The sequence below is a fragment of the Streptomyces sp. NBC_01450 genome (assembly GCF_036227505.1).
In the GTDB taxonomy this organism is placed as follows: domain Bacteria; phylum Actinomycetota; class Actinomycetes; order Streptomycetales; family Streptomycetaceae; genus Streptomyces.
Genome location: NZ_CP109480.1, coordinates 9,344,618 through 9,362,127 on the forward strand (window position 1 = coordinate 9,344,618; position 17,510 = coordinate 9,362,127).

The 17,510-nt window shown below is 71.2% G+C and carries 16 protein-coding genes; 9 read left to right on the forward strand and 7 right to left on the reverse strand.

What is annotated here, in order from left to right; translation table 11 throughout:
* Positions 1-84 precede the first annotated feature (84 nt).
* Together xylA and OG568_RS41680 are read left to right on the forward strand one after the other, a co-directional pair.
* Positions 85-1,251, forward strand: a complete 1,167-nt coding sequence (xylA, locus tag OG568_RS41675; RefSeq protein ID WP_266417262.1) for a xylose isomerase — start codon at positions 85-87, stop codon at positions 1,249-1,251.
* A gap of 396 nt (positions 1,252-1,647) precedes the next feature.
* Positions 1,648-1,944 carry a hypothetical protein gene (locus tag OG568_RS41680; RefSeq protein WP_329535256.1) on the forward strand — a complete coding sequence of 99 codons (297 nt, stop codon included), beginning with the start codon at positions 1,648-1,650 and terminating at the stop codon, positions 1,942-1,944.
* Positions 1,945-2,025: 81 nt separating this feature from the next.
* Here OG568_RS41680 and OG568_RS41685 read toward each other — a convergent pair whose 3' ends face one another.
* The 3 genes from OG568_RS41685 to OG568_RS41695 all read right to left on the reverse strand — a co-directional run bounded on the left by OG568_RS41685 (position 2,026) and on the right by OG568_RS41695 (position 7,590).
* Complete coding sequence (locus OG568_RS41685) at positions 2,026-3,369, reverse strand: esterase-like activity of phytase family protein (protein WP_329535257.1); 1,344 nt, start codon at positions 3,367-3,369, stop codon at positions 2,026-2,028.
* Positions 3,370-3,457: 88 nt separating this feature from the next.
* On the reverse strand, positions 3,458-4,741 hold the full coding sequence (locus OG568_RS41690; protein ID WP_329535258.1) for an SWF or SNF family helicase: 1,284 nt from the start codon (positions 4,739-4,741) through the stop codon (positions 3,458-3,460).
* Positions 4,738-7,590, reverse strand: a complete 2,853-nt coding sequence (locus OG568_RS41695) for a DEAD/DEAH box helicase (RefSeq protein WP_329535259.1) — start codon at positions 7,588-7,590, stop codon at positions 4,738-4,740. Before OG568_RS41695 ends, OG568_RS41690 begins: the two co-directional genes overlap by 4 nt.
* Positions 7,591-7,835: 245 nt before the next feature.
* Between OG568_RS41695 and OG568_RS41700 the strand changes: the two genes are divergently transcribed.
* Together OG568_RS41700 and OG568_RS41705 are read left to right on the forward strand one after the other, a co-directional pair.
* The gene (locus tag OG568_RS41700) at positions 7,836-8,939 is read left to right on the forward strand and encodes a fatty acid desaturase family protein (RefSeq protein WP_329535260.1); all 1,104 of its coding nucleotides are present in this window, start codon (positions 7,836-7,838) and stop codon (positions 8,937-8,939) included.
* Between the two features lie 107 nt (positions 8,940-9,046).
* Positions 9,047-9,229, forward strand: coding sequence for a hypothetical protein (locus tag OG568_RS41705; protein WP_266651630.1), 183 nt, complete (start codon positions 9,047-9,049; stop codon positions 9,227-9,229).
* Between the two features lie 238 nt (positions 9,230-9,467).
* Here the strand turns inward: OG568_RS41705 and OG568_RS41710 are convergent, their stop codons facing one another.
* From OG568_RS41710 to OG568_RS41720, 3 genes are all read right to left on the reverse strand, one after another.
* The gene (locus tag OG568_RS41710; RefSeq protein ID WP_329535261.1) at positions 9,468-10,325 is read right to left on the reverse strand and encodes a hypothetical protein; all 858 of its coding nucleotides are present in this window, start codon (positions 10,323-10,325) and stop codon (positions 9,468-9,470) included.
* Positions 10,326-10,461: 136 nt separating this feature from the next.
* Positions 10,462-10,776, reverse strand: a complete 315-nt coding sequence (locus tag OG568_RS41715; RefSeq protein WP_329536593.1) for a hypothetical protein — start codon at positions 10,774-10,776, stop codon at positions 10,462-10,464.
* Positions 10,777-10,947: 171 nt separating this feature from the next.
* The gene (locus tag OG568_RS41720; RefSeq protein WP_329535262.1) at positions 10,948-11,481 is read right to left on the reverse strand and encodes a PadR family transcriptional regulator; all 534 of its coding nucleotides are present in this window, start codon (positions 11,479-11,481) and stop codon (positions 10,948-10,950) included.
* Positions 11,482-11,605: 124 nt separating this feature from the next.
* Between OG568_RS41720 and OG568_RS41725 the strand changes: the two genes are divergently transcribed.
* Positions 11,606-12,364, forward strand: coding sequence for an alpha/beta fold hydrolase (locus OG568_RS41725; RefSeq protein WP_329535263.1), 759 nt, complete (start codon positions 11,606-11,608; stop codon positions 12,362-12,364).
* A gap of 55 nt (positions 12,365-12,419) precedes the next feature.
* Here OG568_RS41725 and OG568_RS41730 read toward each other — a convergent pair whose 3' ends face one another.
* A complete protein-coding gene (locus OG568_RS41730; RefSeq protein WP_329535264.1) occupies positions 12,420-13,019 on the reverse strand; it encodes a class I SAM-dependent methyltransferase in 600 nt (199 codons plus the stop codon).
* Positions 13,020-13,171: 152 nt separating this feature from the next.
* On the opposite strand from OG568_RS41730, the gene OG568_RS41735 reads away from it, so the two are divergent.
* From OG568_RS41735 to OG568_RS41750, 4 genes are all read left to right on the forward strand, one after another.
* Entirely contained in the window at positions 13,172-13,945 is a 774-nt protein-coding gene (locus OG568_RS41735; RefSeq protein WP_329535265.1) for an MHYT domain-containing protein, read from the forward strand.
* Between the two features lie 62 nt (positions 13,946-14,007).
* On the forward strand, positions 14,008-16,590 hold the full coding sequence (locus tag OG568_RS41740; RefSeq protein ID WP_329535266.1) for a sensor histidine kinase: 2,583 nt from the start codon (positions 14,008-14,010) through the stop codon (positions 16,588-16,590).
* Positions 16,587-17,024, forward strand: a complete 438-nt coding sequence (locus OG568_RS41745) for a roadblock/LC7 domain-containing protein (protein WP_329535267.1) — start codon at positions 16,587-16,589, stop codon at positions 17,022-17,024. The genes OG568_RS41740 and OG568_RS41745 overlap by 4 nt, the downstream gene beginning before the upstream one ends.
* Positions 17,025-17,043: 19 nt before the next feature.
* Positions 17,044-17,439, forward strand: coding sequence for a DUF742 domain-containing protein (locus OG568_RS41750; RefSeq protein WP_266417285.1), 396 nt, complete (start codon positions 17,044-17,046; stop codon positions 17,437-17,439).
* Positions 17,440-17,510: the final 71 nt, after the last annotated feature.

The window sequence follows — 17,510 nt, forward strand, 5'->3', positions numbered from 1 at the left end:
CTTCGTCTCTTCCCAGAGATGCCTCCGCATACTAATTTGTTAACCGCCATGACGAAATAGTCGGAGCTAGCAAGGAGCCGCGGCATGAACTACCAGCCCACCCCCGAGGACAGGTTCACCTTCGGCCTGTGGACCGTCGGCTGGCAGGGAAGGGACCCGTTCGGCGACGCCACCCGGCGCGCCCTGGACCCGGTCGAGTCGGTACAGCGCCTGGCCGAGCTCGGCGCCTACGGCGTGACCTTCCACGACGACGACCTGATCCCGTTCGGGTCCTCGGACAGTGAGCGCGAGTCGCACGTCAAGCGCTTCCGCCAGGCCCTGGACGCGACCGGCATGAGGGTGCCGATGGCCACCACCAACCTGTTCACGCACCCCGTCTTCAAGGACGGCGCGTTCACCGCGAACGACCGGGACGTGCGTCGCTACGCGCTGCGCAAGACGATCCGCAACATCGACCTCGCGGTCGAACTCGGCGCGCAGACGTACGTGGCCTGGGGCGGCCGTGAGGGCGCCGAGTCCGGTGCCGCCAAGGACGTACGCGTCGCCCTCGACCGCATGAAGGAGGCCTTCGACCTCCTCGGCGAGTACGTGGTCTCCCAGGGCTACGACCTGAAGTTCGCGATCGAGCCGAAGCCGAACGAGCCCCGCGGCGACATCCTGCTTCCCACCGTCGGCCACGCGCTCGCCTTCATCGAGCGCCTGGAGCGCCCGGAAATGTACGGCGTCAACCCCGAGGTGGGCCACGAGCAGATGGCCGGGCTGAACTTCCCGCACGGCATCGCGCAGGCCCTGTGGGCGGGCAAGCTCTTCCACATCGACCTCAACGGCCAGTCCGGCATCAAGTACGACCAGGACCTGCGTTTCGGCGCCGGTGACCTGCGTTCCGCGTTCTGGCTGGTCGACCTCCTGGAGACCGCCGGGTACGCGGGACCGAAGCACTTCGACTTCAAGCCCCCGCGGACCGAGGACTTCGACGGGGTGTGGGCGTCGGCCGAGGGCTGCATGCGCAACTACCTGATCCTGCGGGAGCGTGCGGCAGCCTTCCGCGCCGACCCCGAGGTCCAGGAGGCGCTGCGCGCGTCGCGCCTCGACGAACTGGCGCAGCCCACCGCGGCGGACGGCCTGACGGGACTGCTCGCGGACCGTGCGGCCTTCGAGGAGTTCGACGTGGAGGCGGCCGCCGCGCGCGGGATGGCCTTCGAGCGGCTGGACCAGCTCGCCATGGACCACCTGCTGGGCGCGCGGGGCTGATCGTGCCCCGGTGAGGCGCTGGCCCGTCTCCTGGCGGGCCGGCGCCTCACATCTCGCTGCGCGGGACCCTGCGGGAATGCTCCGGAACCATGCGGTCCACGGCATGAGTGCGTATCAACTTCGGCACAGGGCTCGCCCCGTGACCGGTTCGAGGCGACTCTTGACGGTATGGCCACCCCGCCCTTACCGCCCCAGCCTCCCCGGCCGCCAGGAAACACGCCCCCTCCGGGAAACGGTGGCTTCGGCCCCCCGCCCGGAGACTATGGTCCTCCTTCGGGAGGCTACGGTCCCCCTTTCGAGGGCTACGGTCCCCCTCCGGGGGGTGATGGTCCCGAGCCTCCTTCTGGATCTCCCAGCGGTCCGGGAGACCAGGGCGGAGGACGGCGCCGCACCCCGTTGTTCCTCGCGCTCGCCGCGCTCGTTGCCGTCGTGGCGGTCGTCGCCGTGGTGTTGATGGTCCGCGGCGGTGGCAAGTCGCCCGACAAGAAGGGACCCACCGAGAGCGGCGGCACTCAGGGATCGTCCTCGCCGTCGCTGACCATTCCGTCCGAGCTGCCCAGCGAACTGCCTTCGTCGCTGCCTTCGTTCCTGCCCTCGGAGCTGCCGAGCGATCTGCGCAGCATCCTGCCGAGTGACCTGCCGAGTGACCTGCAGTCGCTCCTGCCGACCTTGGCGAACGGCGCGGTGCCGTAATCCGCTGACGATGACGGGCACGCGCGCGTGGAGGCCGTTTGGCGACTCACGCACGCGTGCCGTACGAAAAGGGTCCTGAGGTCAGATCCCGTGCGGCAGTCGTACGTACGTGACCGTCGTCTCGATTCCGCTGTCCACCAGCCGGCCCTGCGCGTCGAACGCGCCTGCCCCGTCGGTCATCCCGAAGTCGTTGTCGTTGATCAGCGCGAGCGTGTCGCGGTCCACGCGCGCGACGCCCTCGATCTTTCCGGGTACCCCCGCGACCGTTCCCAGGTCCACCACCAGACGCTTGGCGAGCACCGGGACGCCCGAGGCGGCGGGATCGTCGAGCTGTTCCAGGGAGGGGGATGTCATGTCGCTGTCCCAGGGACCGCCGAGGATGTCCGCGCCACGCGTGAGCTTGACCATCTGCAACCGTGCGGCCTTGTCCGTGCGTTCCTCCACCAGCAGTCGATCGTGGCCGACGGCCACCACGGACGAGATCTTCAGCTCGGACGTGTCGTCCTCGCTCGGGTCGACCACGTTCACCGGGTCGAAGCGGTAGGCGTACTCGGCGGTGACGGCCCGCTTCTTCGGGGAGAAACGCAGCAGCCGCGTCGTGCGCGAGGCGTCGCCCGCGTCACCGTCCGGCAGGGAGAGCGGGCTCTGCACGGCCATCACCAGATCGCCGCCGAGGAGTTGGGCGAGCCCTTCGAAGCCGCGATTGATCTTCCGGTGCAGCAGGACGGCGGGCAGCGCCTCGACCACCGGGTAGTCCGCGCCGGTCAGATTCAGCCCCTTGGGCACATAACGCGTGAGGACCTTCCCACGCGCGGAGACATGGATCAGCGAGGGACCGTACTCGTCGACGAGCCAGAAACTGCCGTCCGCGGAACGGACGATGCCCTCGGTGTCCACGCCGTTGGGGTTGTACGCGAGCGGGGTCTGCGCGTCATAGGAGTACGGCGCCTCGTCGCGGCCCGCCTGGTTGGACAGCCCGGTGACGGGCTTCCCGGAGGACGTGGTGATCGGGAGCGCGTCCAGCACCTTCACGGTGTCACCGGACACCTTGATCTTCACGATCGCAGGGTCGAAACCGGGCACCGGGAACGTGCGGCGCTTCTTGCCGTCCACCTTGATCTGTCCGTTGGGTCCGCGGTCGGTGACCGTCCAGAACTCGCCCTGGCGCCCAGCCGGGTAGATGTCGCTACCGATCCCACCGAGGTCCACCCCTCGGTCGTCGCCCACCGTGCCGGGCAGCAGCGCGTCGCTGAACGCGCCCAGGGGGATGTCGCCGAGGGTCGCGGTGCGTGTGACCCTCGGCTGCGAGGGGTAGCCCTGAGCGCTCGCGGTGCCGACCGCCACGAGGGCGGCCAGCATCGCGAGCGGTACACCCGCCGCGACGGTTCGGTGGACGTGGCGCCGGCCGACGGCGTGCGGGGACATCGAGCCTCCTGAGGCACAAGTTCGTTGACAGTGGCCAGAGTTGGCCGCTCCATCGAACGTGGTGCGACTTCGAGATGAACGTGGGGCGTCAACCATTCATCGGGTCGCCGCCCGTGTCTCCCCGCGCCATCGCGAGGGCGGTGGCCGGATCCCCTGTCGCCGGTCCCGCGGGAGCCCAACGGCCCCGCTCCTTGCGGTACGGCCACCATCGGCCGTCGCGCCCCAGGCGCAGCTGGGCAGGTGCGCCGACGGCTGTCCAGCGGTTGCGGGTGGCGCGCAGTCGCGGCCGCTCGTCCTCGTCCCAGGCCGCCTCCAGGGCGGTACGCGCGCGTGCGAGTGCCTCCGCCTCCACGGTCCACTCGGCCTCCAGGACGGCCAGCGCGACCACACCCCCGTGGTGCCAGGCGCGCACGGCGAGCGCCAGTTCCTGCCGGTCGCGCTCCGATCCGTCGGCCAGCCGCTCGACGATCGCACCCTCCGTGGCGGCCGCTGCGAGCCGAACCGCGTCCTGCTCAACCGTCAACTCCGCCGCCGGTGCTTCCTGTCCGTGAGCCGACCTGAGCGCCTCGGCAAGCAGCCGATGCGCCTCGGCCGCGGTCGCGGCAGCGAGGAACTCGACCGCGGACGGGTCGACGCCCGGTGCGGGCGCGGCCTCTGTGTCCAGGGAGGGCGGGCGGCCAGGCACCTCGGGCAGTACCGGAGGAGCCGGCAGGGACGGCAGGATGTCCCCGGCCGCATACGCCTCGGCGGCGTCCACGCCCCGCTGGGCGGGTTCCAGGGCGCCCGGCCGATCCTTCGCGGTCGCGCTGCCGCGCAACTGAAGCTCGTCCAGCAACGCGCGTTCGGCGCGGCCGCGCATCAGCAGCAGGATGAATGGATCCTGGTCGAGCAGCCGCGCCATCTGATAACAGAGCGCCGCGGTGTGCCCGCAGTGGTCCCAGGCCCCGCAGTCGCACTCGGCCTCCAAGTCGCCCAGCCCCGGAAGGAGCTCGACTCCCGAGGCCGCCGCGTCCTCCACCAGATGTGGGGGCATCTCGCGGTCTAGCAGCGCCGCGACATGCCCGGCCCGTTCAACGGCCATGTCCAGGAAGCGCTCCCACTGCTCCTCGGACAGCTCCTGAAGCAGCACATCCGAGCGGTGCGCGGTGCCGTCCCGGTCCTGGACTACGGCGGTGATGCGTCCCGGCCGCACCGACACGGCCCCCACCGCCCCCGCACGCGCGAGTCTGCGGCCCGTCTTCACCTGCTGGGAGTCCAGCGCCGCGTCCTCCAGCGCCTTCAGCCAGGCCCGGCCCCACCACGTCTGCGCGAAGCCGCGCCCCTGTGCGGGCGGCAGCGCCGCGAACGTACGCTCCTCGTTCCCGTCCGTCATCGTGCGTCCCCTCGCAGCTCCACCAGGTCGGCCAGTTCGGCGTCGGACAGCTCCGTGAGCGCCGCCTCTCCGGCGCCGAGGACCGCGTCGGCCAACTGCTGCTTGCGCCGCAGCATCTCGGCGATGCGGTCCTCGATGGTTCCCTCGGCGATCAGCCGGTGCACCTGCACGGGCCGGGTCTGGCCGATGCGGTACGCGCGGTCCGTGGCCTGCGCCTCCACGGCGGGGTTCCACCAGCGGTCGTAGTGCACGACGTGCTCGGCCCGCGTCAGGTTCAGTCCCGTGCCCGCGGCCTTCAACGACAACAAGAAGACAGGGATTTCGCCCTCCTGGAAGCGCTCCACCATCGCCTCGCGCTCGTGGACGGGCGTCCCGCCGTGCAGGAACTGCGTCGCCACGCCGCGCACCGCGAGATGGCGCTCGATGAGTCGGGCCATCCGCACGTACTGCGTGAAGACCAGAACGCTCGCCCCCTCGGAGAGGATGGTGTCGAGCAGTTCGTCCAGCAGTTCCAGCTTCCCCGACCTGCCCGGGATCTTCGGCCGGTCCTCCTTGAGGAACTGTGCCGGGTGGTTGCAGATCTGCTTCAGCCCGGTCAGCAGCTTCACGATCAGACCGCGCCGCGCCATGCTGTCCGCGCCCGAGATCTCCGCGAGGGTCTCCTGCACCACCGCCTCGTACAGGCCCGCCTGCTCCTTGGTGAGCGAGACGGCACGGTCGGTCTCGGTCTTCGGCGGCAGCTCGGGCGCGATACCGGGGTCCGACTTGCGCCGCCGCAGCAGGAACGGCCGGACCAGCTGGGCGAGCCGCTCGGCCGCCGCGGGATCTTGAGAACCTTCGACGGCCTGCGCGTAACGCGTCCGGAAGGAGCCGAGACTCCCGAGCAGGCCCGGCGTCGTCCAGTCGAGGATCGCCCACAGTTCCGAGAGGTTGTTCTCCACCGGCGTGCCGGTGAGCGCCACGCGCGCGCGTGCGCTGATGGTGCGCAGCGCCCGCGCCGTCGCCGAGTAGGGGTTCTTCACATGCTGGGCCTCGTCTGCTACGACCATGCCCCACGGCAGCTCGGCCAGGCGCGGCACGTCGAGCCGCATCGTGCCGTACGTGGTGAGTACGAACTCCCCGTCAGCCAGGCCTTCCAGACTGCGCCGCGAGCCGTGGAAACGGCGCACCGGAGTGCCGGGCGCGAACTTCTCGATCTCGCGCTGCCAGTTGCCCATCAAGGAGGCGGGGCAGACCACAAGGGTGGGGCCCGCCGTCGACGCGTCGGTCTGCCGGTGCAGATGCAGGGCGATCAGCGTGATCGTCTTGCCCAGACCCATGTCGTCGGCCAGACAGCCGCCCAGTCCCAAGGAGGTCATCCGGGCGAGCCAGTTGAGGCCTCGCACCTGGTAGTCCCGCAGCGTCGCGGTGAGCGCGGCGGGCTGCCCGACCGGCTCCTGCCCCTCCGGGTCCGAGAGCCGCTCCCGCAGCGCCGCCAGCCACCCCGTGGGCCGTACGTCGACCCTCCGGCCGTCGACCTCCGTAGAGCCCGTCAGAGCGGCGCTCAGCGCGTCGATGGGCGTGACCTTGCGGTCCTGGTGCGCCCGGGCGCGGCGCACCTCCTGCGGGTCGACGAGGACCCACTGGTCGCGCAGCCGCACCATGGGGCGGTTCGCCTCGGCGAGGTGGTCCAGCTCCTGCCGTGTGAGTTGTTGGTCGCCCAGCGCGAACCACCAGTCGAAAGCCAGCAGCGCGTCCGCGGACAGGAAGGAGGGGGTGTCCGACGCGACCTTGTCCGGACTTCGCTTGTCGTCCGGCGGGCCGATGACGGCACGCGCGGTCAGCTTGCGCGCCAATTCCTTGGGCCAGTGGACGTCGACGCCGGCGGACGCCAGCATGCGGGCGCCCTCGCCGAGGAGTTCGGTGACCTCTTCGTCGGCGAGTTCGACGGCATCCGGCACCGTCGCCGAGAGCAACGGGGTGAGCGGGGGCCAGGTGCGGGCCGCGCGGCGCAGGGCGAGCAGAACGTCCATCCGCGCGCGCGGGCCGAGGGCCGTCGATCCGTCCCAGACGGCGGAGGCGTCCGCGACGAGACCGGGGTCGCTCACGCTGTGCACCTGCAGCACCCCGCGGAACGGGAGCCGCGTCTCGTCCGCCCCGACCGACGCCAACCCGGGGATCTCGACGCGCAGCGAGATGCGCACGCCAGCGTCGTGTCCCGCGGCCACGTCGGCGGTCCAGGCGCGCTGCTCCGGCACGTGCTGCGGCTCCGGTGCCGCGTAGGCCGGGCCACCCGCGGCCAGCGAGGCGGCGGGGGAGCGGGGCAGCGCGTCGGCGACCGCGTCGAGGAAGGCGCGCAGCAGCCGCTCGGGGTCGGGCAGCCGCACCGGCTCATCGCCGTCCACCGGCACGGAGTGCGCCTCGGGCGGCATCGCCGCGGCGAGTTCGCGTACGCGTTCCAGGTCGTCGGCGCGCAGCGGACCGGCGCGCCACGCGTCGTGGTCGCTCGCCGTCAGGCCCGGCAGCAGCAGCCCCCGCGCGGCGAGTTGGAGGGCGAGCACGGCGGCCGCGCCCCAGAACGCGGTCGCCCGGTGTGCGTGTGCGGCGGTACGCGCGCGTGTGAGGACCGGCAGCGCGGCGCGCATCGGGAGCAGGACGGCGGGCACCGTCACGAGTTCGACACCGTCGTCTCCGGGCAGTGTGACGGTCAGGTCTTCGGCGGTGCCGGACGCCATCGCCGGTGGGACGTCGCCGTCGGGTCGCCAGAAAGCGACGCTTCCGGTACGGGACGGATCGGCAGGCATGAACACGGCACAACATCGGGCCAGTTCGGAGATCTCGGCGGGCGTTGCCGCAGGAATTCTCTGCACAGCGATGCGTATTCCTCAAATTTGACTACTGGGTCGGAGTCGCCGAGGGTACAGCACTTCGCACGCCGGGGCAGGGAGGCTCGGGACGTGAGGCGACTCACCCCGAGTCGGGGGTGTACGTAACCCCCCTGGACGCACGGGGAAAGCCTCCGTACGGACACGGGTGGTGGCGCCATGGCCGCTGGAGGTCACTGATTCGTACGTTTCATCAGGTCAGCCCTTTCCCTGAGAACCGGAGACCCGCCATGCCCCAGACCGCCACAGCCGTCGTGGAAGACCCTCCAGGGGCGGGTGTCGAGCAGAGCCCCGGAAGTGAGTTCGCACCCCTCCTGCGCACCGTCAGGGCGCGGGGTCTCCTGGACCGGCGCCACGACTGGTACGCACGCGCCATCACCGTGAACGCGTTGGCCCTGGCCGCGGTCGTGACGGGTGTCGCCCTGATCGGCAACTCCTGGTGGGCGCTGCTCCTCGCCCCGCCGCTCGCCGTGTTCTCGGCCCGCACGGCCTTCATAGGCCACGACGCGGGCCACGCACAGATCACCGGCGACAAGTCGGTCGGCCGCGTGATCGGCCTGATCCACGGCAACCTGCTCCTCGGACTGAGCTATTCCTGGTGGAACAACAAGCACAACCGCCACCACGCCAACCCGAACCACATCGACAAGGACCCCGACGTCGTCGCCGACGTCCTGGTCTTCACCGGCGAGCAGGCAGAGGTCCGGGTCGGCTTCCGGCGCTGGCTCACCCGCAACCAGGCCTGGCTCTTCTTCCCGCTCACCCTCCTGGAAGGCGTCGCCCTGAAGGTCCACGGTTTCCAGGACCTGCGCCGGCAGCCCCCGCGCGAGCGGGTGGTGGAGGCCCTGCTGCTCGTGACCCACGTCGTGGTGTACGCGACCTTGCTGCTCACTTCCATGTCCCTGGGCAAGGCCGTGGTCTTCGCCGCGCTGCACCAGGCACTGTTCGGCCTGCACCTGGGCATGGCCTTCGCGCCCAACCACAAGGGCATGGAGATGCCCGACCCGGACGGCGAACGCTGGGGCCACCTGCGCCGCCAGGTGCTCACCTCCCGCAATGTTCGCGGCGCCGCCCTGACCGACTGGTTCCTCGGCGGCCTCAACTATCAGATCGAGCACCACTTGTTCCCGAGCATGCCTCGACCCCATCTGAGGCTCGCCCAGCCGCTGGTGCGCGCACACTGCCGGGAATTGGGTATCCCCTACGCGGAAACCGGGCTTGTCGACTCCTACCGGCAGGCCCTGCGCCACATGCACGAGGTCGGCGAACCTCTCAGGACCGAGCAGCCGCGAAGGTCTCAGGGGGCGAGCGAGGGCCGAGGATCTCAGGGGTGAGTCAGGGGAGCGCCTCAGGGATGTCTCAGGGTCGCGCACTGGAACCGTGAGAGGCGCGGACCCGTTTTCAGGACAGAGAGCGGCAGCAGCCGCGAAGGAGGCGACACATGTCGAAGAACGCGAAGATCGCCGCAGGTGGTGTGGCGGTCGGCCTCATCCTGCTGTTCTGGTTGCCCTGGTGGGTCTCCTTCCTGATCGTGGTGGGAGTTCCGGCGGCCGCGTACCTGACGCTGGACCCCTCGCAGCGGCGCAGGCTGCGCCGCATCACCCGCAAGGAACTCGGCCGCTGAAGCACTGCCGATCGGGCTCGTTCCCCCGCGTGAGGGAGACGGCTCCGACGCCGCTCGCGGGCCTGCCGACGGCACGGTCCGCGAGCGGCCGAGTACCCCGCTTTCTCCGGGGCGAGGAGCCACCCGCTCCACGGTGGCCGGCCGCGGGCCGCTCGGCGAGGGATCTTCAGGCGGGGGTCTCGGGTGCCCCCGAGCGCGTCCGGCGTCGTCCGCCGCGACGCGGGCACCGCGCGACCGCTCAGCTGGGGCGTACGGCCATTTTGTCGAGGGCCTCCAGGAGACCGGGCAGTTCAGGGCCCCGGCCGATGGGGAGCACCTCTCCGGGCTCCTCGTCGAGGAGGACGAAGGCGATGTCGTCGGTCCGGGCGACCATGGACCAGCCGGGACCGTCGGCGCGCAGGGTCCGGGCGTCGACGGTGGCGAACGACGAGCGGACGCGGCCGAGGGGCGGCGGGGTGTCCACGTAGGAGCGCGCCTCCGCGAGCACCCGGCGGACGCCGCCGCGAGCCTCGCCGGTGCTCTCGGTCTCGTCGGTCTCGGCCTCGTCCTGGGAGGCGTCGTCGGGCAGGGCGGCGTCCTGGGACGTGACGAAGTCGCCGTCGTCGATCTGGTCCCGCCAGGTCGCCCACTGGAGGGCGATCTCGTCGGCTCCGAGGCGCCGTTGGGCCGGTCCCCAGGTGGTGGTGTCCGGTGGAGTGAGCGCGGGCCGCTCCGCGAGCTCGGGCGCGGGGTCGTGCGGTGCAGGCACCCCGGGGGCCGCGACGGCGACATCCAGGGGCCAGCCGGGCAGCGCGGAGACGACCGTGCGCTCGTCGGGCGACAACTCGTGCTCCATCCCGCAGTCCCAGGACGCGATGGCGACGGCGACCAGCGAGACGTCGTCGATGACGACCGTCCAGCGTGCGCCCTCGCCATCCTGGCCGAGCACGAGACCGTACCCCTCGGCCAGGGGCGCCAGGTCGAGCGCCGCGCAGGCCTCCGGGTAGTCGTCCCCCAGCACACTGGGGAACTTCGCGGGCGTCAACAGCACCGCCGTCAGTACATACAGTGCGTCGTCGTCCCCGGTGGCGACGGCGCCATCGTCCGTCCCGGCCATCCCAGCCTCCCGATCGCTACGTTCGTCGGCGCACCATAGTGCGATCGGAAGGCGCTTGTCACGAGCCCGAAACAGACGCGGAGCTGCAGTTATCCGGCTGGACGGGGGCGAAACGCCCGGCCCGCGCCCATCTCGGTCAGGCGGCGGGCAGGCCGAGCAGTGTCCGCGCCACCGTCCGAGGCGACTCGTCGCGTTCCCGTGCCAGGGCGATCACGGCACGGCAGGCCAGCTCGTTCACCCCGAACGACAGCGCCTCGGGCGACACCCAGGCCGCGGCCTCGTCGATCTGCTCCTGGTCGTCCTCCGCGCACGCCGACACATAGGCCGCGGCCGCTTCGAAAAGATTGTGTGTACGTTTCTCCGGTCGCCGCTTGGCCGGTCGCCGTACCTCGGCCCCTTCGGCCGCCACAGTTGCTTTCCGGTGCCATATCTCACGGAGTCTGCCGAACATCCCGGTCATCGGGCCACCTTCCCCCTGCGCGGTTGCCATCGCTGATCGTTCATCTGCTGCTACTCAACGTAGAGTTGAAGCCCCGGCGGCAGAAGAGGGGCGGCCCGGCGAAGCGTCACGAACGCTCCCGGGCCCCTTGTCCCTGCCGCACGCATGCGCGGCCGTCCCGACTCACCGCCCGCTGTGGTCGAGTGAGTCGATCGTGGCCCGCAGCCAGGTGAGCTCGGCCCGACTCGTGGCCCGGGCGATGATGAGGATGCCCTGGCGGAAGGGATCGTCGAGCTCCTCGGCGCGCAACGGCCGGTCGCCTTCGTAGAAGAAGCTCGCGGGCTCCTCCAGGAAGGCGAGCCTGCGGCGCAGCACCGCGGCCTGCGCGGCGGGGTCGGCCAGGTGCCTGAGGAAGGCGAGCACCGTGAACCAGCGGTTCTCGTCGGTGATGTCGCGCTGTACGGGCTCCGCGAGTCGGCGGCGCAGCTCGTCTCTGCCTTCGTTGGTGAGCGTCAGGACATGGCGAGGGGCGGCCACGGAACCCGGCTGCGTCGCGCGCGCCAGCAACTCCGCCTTCTCCAGCCGCTTGATCGCGGGATACAACGTGCTCTCCGCGACGGGCTTCACATGGCCGGTCAGCGCGGTGATGCGCTTGCGCAGCTCGTAGCCGTGCAGAGGGGCGTCGTACAGAAAACCGAGGATGGCCAGCTCAAGCATGCCTCGCATTCTGCCGCACCCAGCGGTGTACATCCTCCCCTTCGTACATCGCTTCCTCTATACATCGGATCCGAGGTATTCTCTTGGGGCGTGAGAAACGATGAGGCGGACTTGAGGGAGAGCAATGAGGCAGGCCGAGTTCGACGGCAAGGGAAGCTGCATCCGCTGGACGGAGGCGACGGGCGCTGAACCGGCCCGGGTGTACGTACACGGACTGGGGTCGGCCTCGACGGTCTACCACGCCCACATCGCGGCCCGGTCCGAACTGGCGGGGCGCCGGACCCTGTTCGTCGACCTGCCCGGTCACGGCATCAGCGATCGGCCCGTGGACTTCGGCTACACCCTGGAGGACCACACGGACGCGCTGGCGGCCGCCCTGGACGAGGCCGGTGTCACGGCGGTGGAGCTGGTCGCGCACAGCATGGGCGGCGCGGTGGCCATCGTGCTCGCGCATCGGCGCCCCGAGCTCGTGTCCAGGCTGGTCCTCGTGGAGGCGAACCTGGACCCGCACCCGCCGGTCACGGCGGGCAGCAGCGGCATCGCCACGTACACGGAGAAGGAATACGTCGAAAACGGCGGCCACGCGCGCGTGCTCGACAAGGTGGGCCCCTCCTGGGCGGCGACCATGCGGCTCGCCGACCCGCGCGCCCTGCACCGCACCGCGATCGGCCTCATGCGCGGCACGGTCCCCACGATGCGCCGTCTGCTCGAAGAGCTGACGGCGGACCGTGTCTACCTTCAGGGGGAGCTGAGCGGCGAACTGGAGGGTCGGGAGGGGCTGGAGGCCGCCGGAGTCCGGGTGGTGACCGTTCCTGGTGCGGGGCACAACGTCATGTTCGACAACCCCGACGCCTTCGTGGCCGAGCTCGCCGGAAAGGTCTGAGACCTCGGCAACCCCGACGCCGTCGTGGCGGAGGCCGCCGGAAGGGCCTGAGACCTCAGCCCCGCCGTGCGGCCAGCGCCAGGAAGCGGGCGTCCTCGTCGACGTACGAGGTCATGTCCCAGCCGGAAGCGGCCAGCAGAGGGCGGAGATTGGCCTCCGCCCTCAGGTCGTCCGGTGCGATCCGGCGCCCCTGGCGCGCCGCGAGTGCCGCCCGGCCGATCGGATGGAACAGCGCCAGCGTGCCCCCGGTCCGTACCACCCGCGCCAACTCCCGTAGATTCTCCGCTGGGTTGGGCAGATGCGCGATCAGACCCGCCCCGAAGACGGCGTCCAGCGACTCGGTGCGCAGCGGCAGCGCACTGACGTCGGCGAGCAGCAACTGCCCGTCACGGTGCCGTCCTGCCCGTACCGCGGCCGCCAGCATGGCCGGGGTCAGATCGGCCCCGACGACCACTCCGGAGGGCCCCACCGCCGCGCGCAGCGGCGGCAGCGCCCGCCCGGTGCCGCAGCCCGCGTCCAGCACGCGGTCCCCCTCGCGCAGGCCGAGTTCGGCGACCGCCGCCGCATAGGCCGGCCCGTCGTCGGGGAACCGCGCGTCCCAGTCGGCCGCGCGAGCCGTGAAGAACTCCTGGACGTGTGTGTGGTCGTCGCTCATGTTCCGCATGATCCCTCACCGACACGAAGTGCGACGCTGCGCACACGTTCGAACGTCACACGATCGGACACGTACCTCTCTGTGTCAGATTTCAACACCTTTCGAAATGCGCCCTCTTTGTGCGCCCCTGCCCGGACTAGCGTCCCTGAGCCATGGGACACCTGGACCACGCCGCCTTCGGCTGGCTGACCCCCGTGCTGTCGTACGTGATGGCCTGTATAGGCGCCGCCCTGGGGCTGCGCTGCACGGTCCGCGCGCTCGGCGCCACCGGGCGTTCGCGCCGCAACTGGCTCCTCACCGCAGCCTCCGCGATCGGCACCGGCATCTGGACGATGCACTTCGTGGCGATGCTCGGCTTCAGTGTCAGCGGCACGGAAATACGCTACAACGTGCCGCTGACCATCCTCAGTCTGCTGGTCGCGATGGTCGTCGTCGGCGCGGGCGTCTTCGCCGTCGGCTACGGCCGCGACCGGGGCCGTGCGCTCGCTTTCGGCGGACTCACCACCGGGCTCGGTGTGGCGAGCATGCACTACCTGGGCATGGCGGCGCTGCGGCTGCACGGCGTCGTGCGCTACGACCCGGTGCTGGTCGGGCTCTCCGTCGTGATCGCCGTGGTCGCGGCCACCGCGGCCCTGTGGGCGGCACTCAACATCAAGTCGCCCGTCGCGGTCGCCGTCGCCTCCCTCGTCATGGGCGGGGCGGTGAGCAGCATGCACTACACCGGAATGGTGGCGGTGAGCGTGCGTGTCAGCCCCTCAGGGGAGGCCCTTCCCGGGGCCACGGCGATGCAGTTCATCTTCCCCCTCGCCGTCGGCCTCGGGTCCTATCTCTTCCTGACCTCGGCGTTCGTCGCGCTGTCCCCGACAGCCGACGAGCGCGAGGCATCCGCATCGGCCCAGCGGCCGGTCGAGAGCGTCGCCCGCTAGCGGCGGGCCCGAGCCACGACGGCTCGGACGGCACGCCCCGAACCACTCCGAGCGAGGAGGCCATGCGTACACCCCGTAGGACCCCTGCAACCGGCGCCGAGCCGTCGTCCCCACCCCCGATGCGCGGCCGCCGCGCGCACGCCGGCCCGCCCGCCGACGAGTACACCGACCCCGACGACGACGTCACAGAGACGCAGCCTGAGGCATCCACCCGCGCGGGACGATGGCGCATACGTCCCCGTACGGTGCGCGCCAAGATCGTCTGTCTGCTCATGGTGCCGGTCGTCTCGCTGCTCGCCCTGTGGGCGTATGCCACGGTGAGTACCGCCCAGGACGTCGCGCGGCTGCGGCAGGTGCAGCGTGTGGACTCCACGGTCCGCGCCCCGGTCGACGACGCCGTCGCCGCGCTCCAGACCGAACGCGCGGCCGCCGTTCGCTACGCGACCGACCCGTCCTCCGAGCCACAGAGCGATCTCAAGACGCTGGCGCAGCACACCGACCGAGCGGTGGCCAAGCTGCGACTGGGCGACCACAACACCGTCGCCGACGGCGCCGACCTGCCCGCCGGAGTGGCCCGCCGGCTCGACGCCTTCGTCAACGGCGCCGAGAACCTGGGGACCCTGCGCACCGCCGTACTGGAGCGCCGTACCCGATGGGACGAGGCGTACGGGCAGTACACCAGGACCATTTCGGCGGCCTTCGCGGTCGACGGCGCGCTCACCGGCATCCAGGACGCCGATCTGGGCTCCGACGCGCGCGTACTCCTCGAATTCTCCCGGGCCGGCGAGGCGCTGGCTCAGGAGGACACCGTACTGTCCGGGGCCCGACTCGCCCACACACTCGACGGTGAGCGACTGCGGCTGTTCACCGGGGCGGTCGGCACCCGTCGTACCCTGACCGACGCCGCCGTCGCGGATCTGCGGGGACCCGAACAGGCCTCCTGGCGCGACCTCGAGGCGGGGAGCGCGTACGCCGACGTACGCGCCGTCGAGGACAGGGTGCTCGCCTCCCGGCCCGGGGGAAACGCCGTCGACGCCGCGCCGGAAGCCGACTGGAACACCGCCCACGCGCGTGTGCGGGACGCCATGCGCGCCATCGAGGCGAAGGCGGGCCGCGGTGTCGCGGACCGGGCCGACCCCTTGACCCGCGGTCTGCTGACCCCGGCCGGCGCCGCCGTCGTGTTCGGCCTCGCCGCCGTCGCCGCGTCGCTCGTGATCTCCGTACGCATCGGCCGCGGCCTCGTCGTCGAGCTGGTGCTCCTGCGCAACAGCGCCCTCGAGATCGCTCGACGCAAGCTGCCCGACGCCATGCGCAAGCTGCGCGCGGGGGAGGAGATCGACGTCCGCGCCGAGGCTCCGCCAGGACCGCCCTCGGAGGACGAGACCGGACAGGTCGCGGAGGCCCTGGGCACCGTGCACCGGGCCGCCCTGCGCGCCGCCGTCGAACGCGCGGAGCTGGCCAGCGGGATCTCCGGGGTCTTCGTCAACCTCGCCCGGCGCAGCCAGGTCCTCGTGCACCGCCAACTGAGCCTGCTGGACAGCATGGAGCGCCGGTCCGAGGACCCGAACGAGCTGAGTGACCTGTTCCGGCTCGACCACCTCACCACCCGGATGCGGCGCCACGCGGAGAGCCTGATCATCCTCTCCGGCGCCGCACCCGGCCGGGCCTGGCGCATGCCGGTCTCGCTGACGAACGTGGTCCGCGCGGCCGTGTCCGAAGTCGAGGACTACGCGCGCGTGGAGGTACGTCAGCTGCCCGAGGCATCGGTCGGCGGTGCCGCGGTGGCCGACCTCACGCACCTCCTGGCGGAAGTCGTCGAGAACGCCGCCCAGTTCTCCCCGCCGCACACCCGCGTCCGCATCACCGGCGAACCGGTCGGCAACGGCTACGCCGTGGAGGTCGAGGACCGGGGGCTCGGCATGGGCCAGGAGTCGCTCGACGAGGCCAATCGGCGCATCGAACAGTCCGAGGCGCTGGATCTGTTCGACAGCGATCGGCTCGGTCTCTTCGTGGTCAGCAGGCTCGCCGCCCGGCACGGCATCAAGGTGCACTTGCGTACCTCGCCCTACGGGGGCACCACCGCCGTCGTCCTGCTGCCGACCGCGCTGCTGCACGGAGGAGCGGCGGAACGTTCCCCCCGCAAGACCGAGAACGGAAGGCCCGACGAACGCGAGTACGCGCGTGTGTCGGCCGCCCCCGAGCACGACTCCGTCCAGGCGCCCATCGAGCGGCCCGCACTCGTGCCTCTCGTGCAGACCGCTGTCGAACCCCCAGCGCCCAGCTCGCCCGAAGCCTCCGCGAACGTCTCGTCCGAAACGCCTGTGAACGCCTCGCCGGAAACCCCGCCACCTGGAGTCACCACTTTGCGGCTGCACCGCCCTCCGGACGACTCCGAAGGGTCCGACGACCTCCCACGGCGCGTACGGCAGGCGAGCCTCGCTCCCCAACTGCGCGAACAGCGAATCGAGGAGTCGGCACACGTGGCGGCCCACCGGCACGACGACGCACGCACCCCCGAACTCGTACGGGACCGCATGGCGGCCTACCGCGACGGCTGGGCGCGCGGCGGCGGCAGAACCCCCGGTCGCGGCGCGACTCCAGACCCCGATGCGGGCAGCGACAGCAGTGAAGGAGACCCCGCATGATCCAGGACTCGAACATGAGAGCCGCCCAGCGATCCGGCGAACTCGACTGGCTACTGGACGACTTGGTGCTGCGCGCCGCCGAAGTACGGCACGCGGTGGTGCTGTCGAACGACGGACTGGCGGTGGGCTCCTCCACCGGCCTCAGGCGCGAGGACGCCGAACACCTGGCTGCCGTCGCCTCCGGTTTTCACAGCCTCGCCAAGGGCGCGGGACGCCACTTCGGCGCCGGGGGCGTACGCCAGACGATGGTGGAGATGGACGACGGCTTCCTGTTCGTGGCGGCAGCGGGCGACGGTACCTGCCTCGCCGTCCTCACCGCTGTCACGGCCGACATCGGGTTGGTGGCCTACGAGATGGCGAGGCTGGTCAAGCGCGTCGGCGAGCACCTCTACACGCCGCCGCGGGCCGCCGCGCAGCCGCCCGCCGCCGGATGACCGAGGGCGGGCGGCGCAGATGACCGAGGACCTCGCGGGCAGCCAGTGGTACGACAGCGAAGCGGGACCGCTCGTCCGTCCCTACGCGATGACGGGCGGGCGCACCCAGCCGGGCCCCACCGGGGTGCGCTTCGATCTGATCGCCCTGGTCACCCTCGACAAGGGCGCACTCGGAGTCGACGAGGACTCCCTGCTCGGGCCGGAACACCGGGCCCTCATCGACCTGTGCCGCCCCGAGACGCAATCAGTGGCCGAACTCGCCGCGGGCGCGGACCTGCCGGTGGGCGTGGTCAGAGTGCTGCTCGGCGACCTGCTGGAGCTGGGCTGCGTCACCATCAGCCGCCCGGTGCCGCCCGCGCAACTGCCCGACGAGCGGATCCTGCGCGAGGTGATCGAAGGACTGAGGGCGCTCTAGATGAACGACGCAACTGCCCGCACGCGCACACATGTACCGACGCTTACTCGGCACCGCTCGGCTGACGCCGA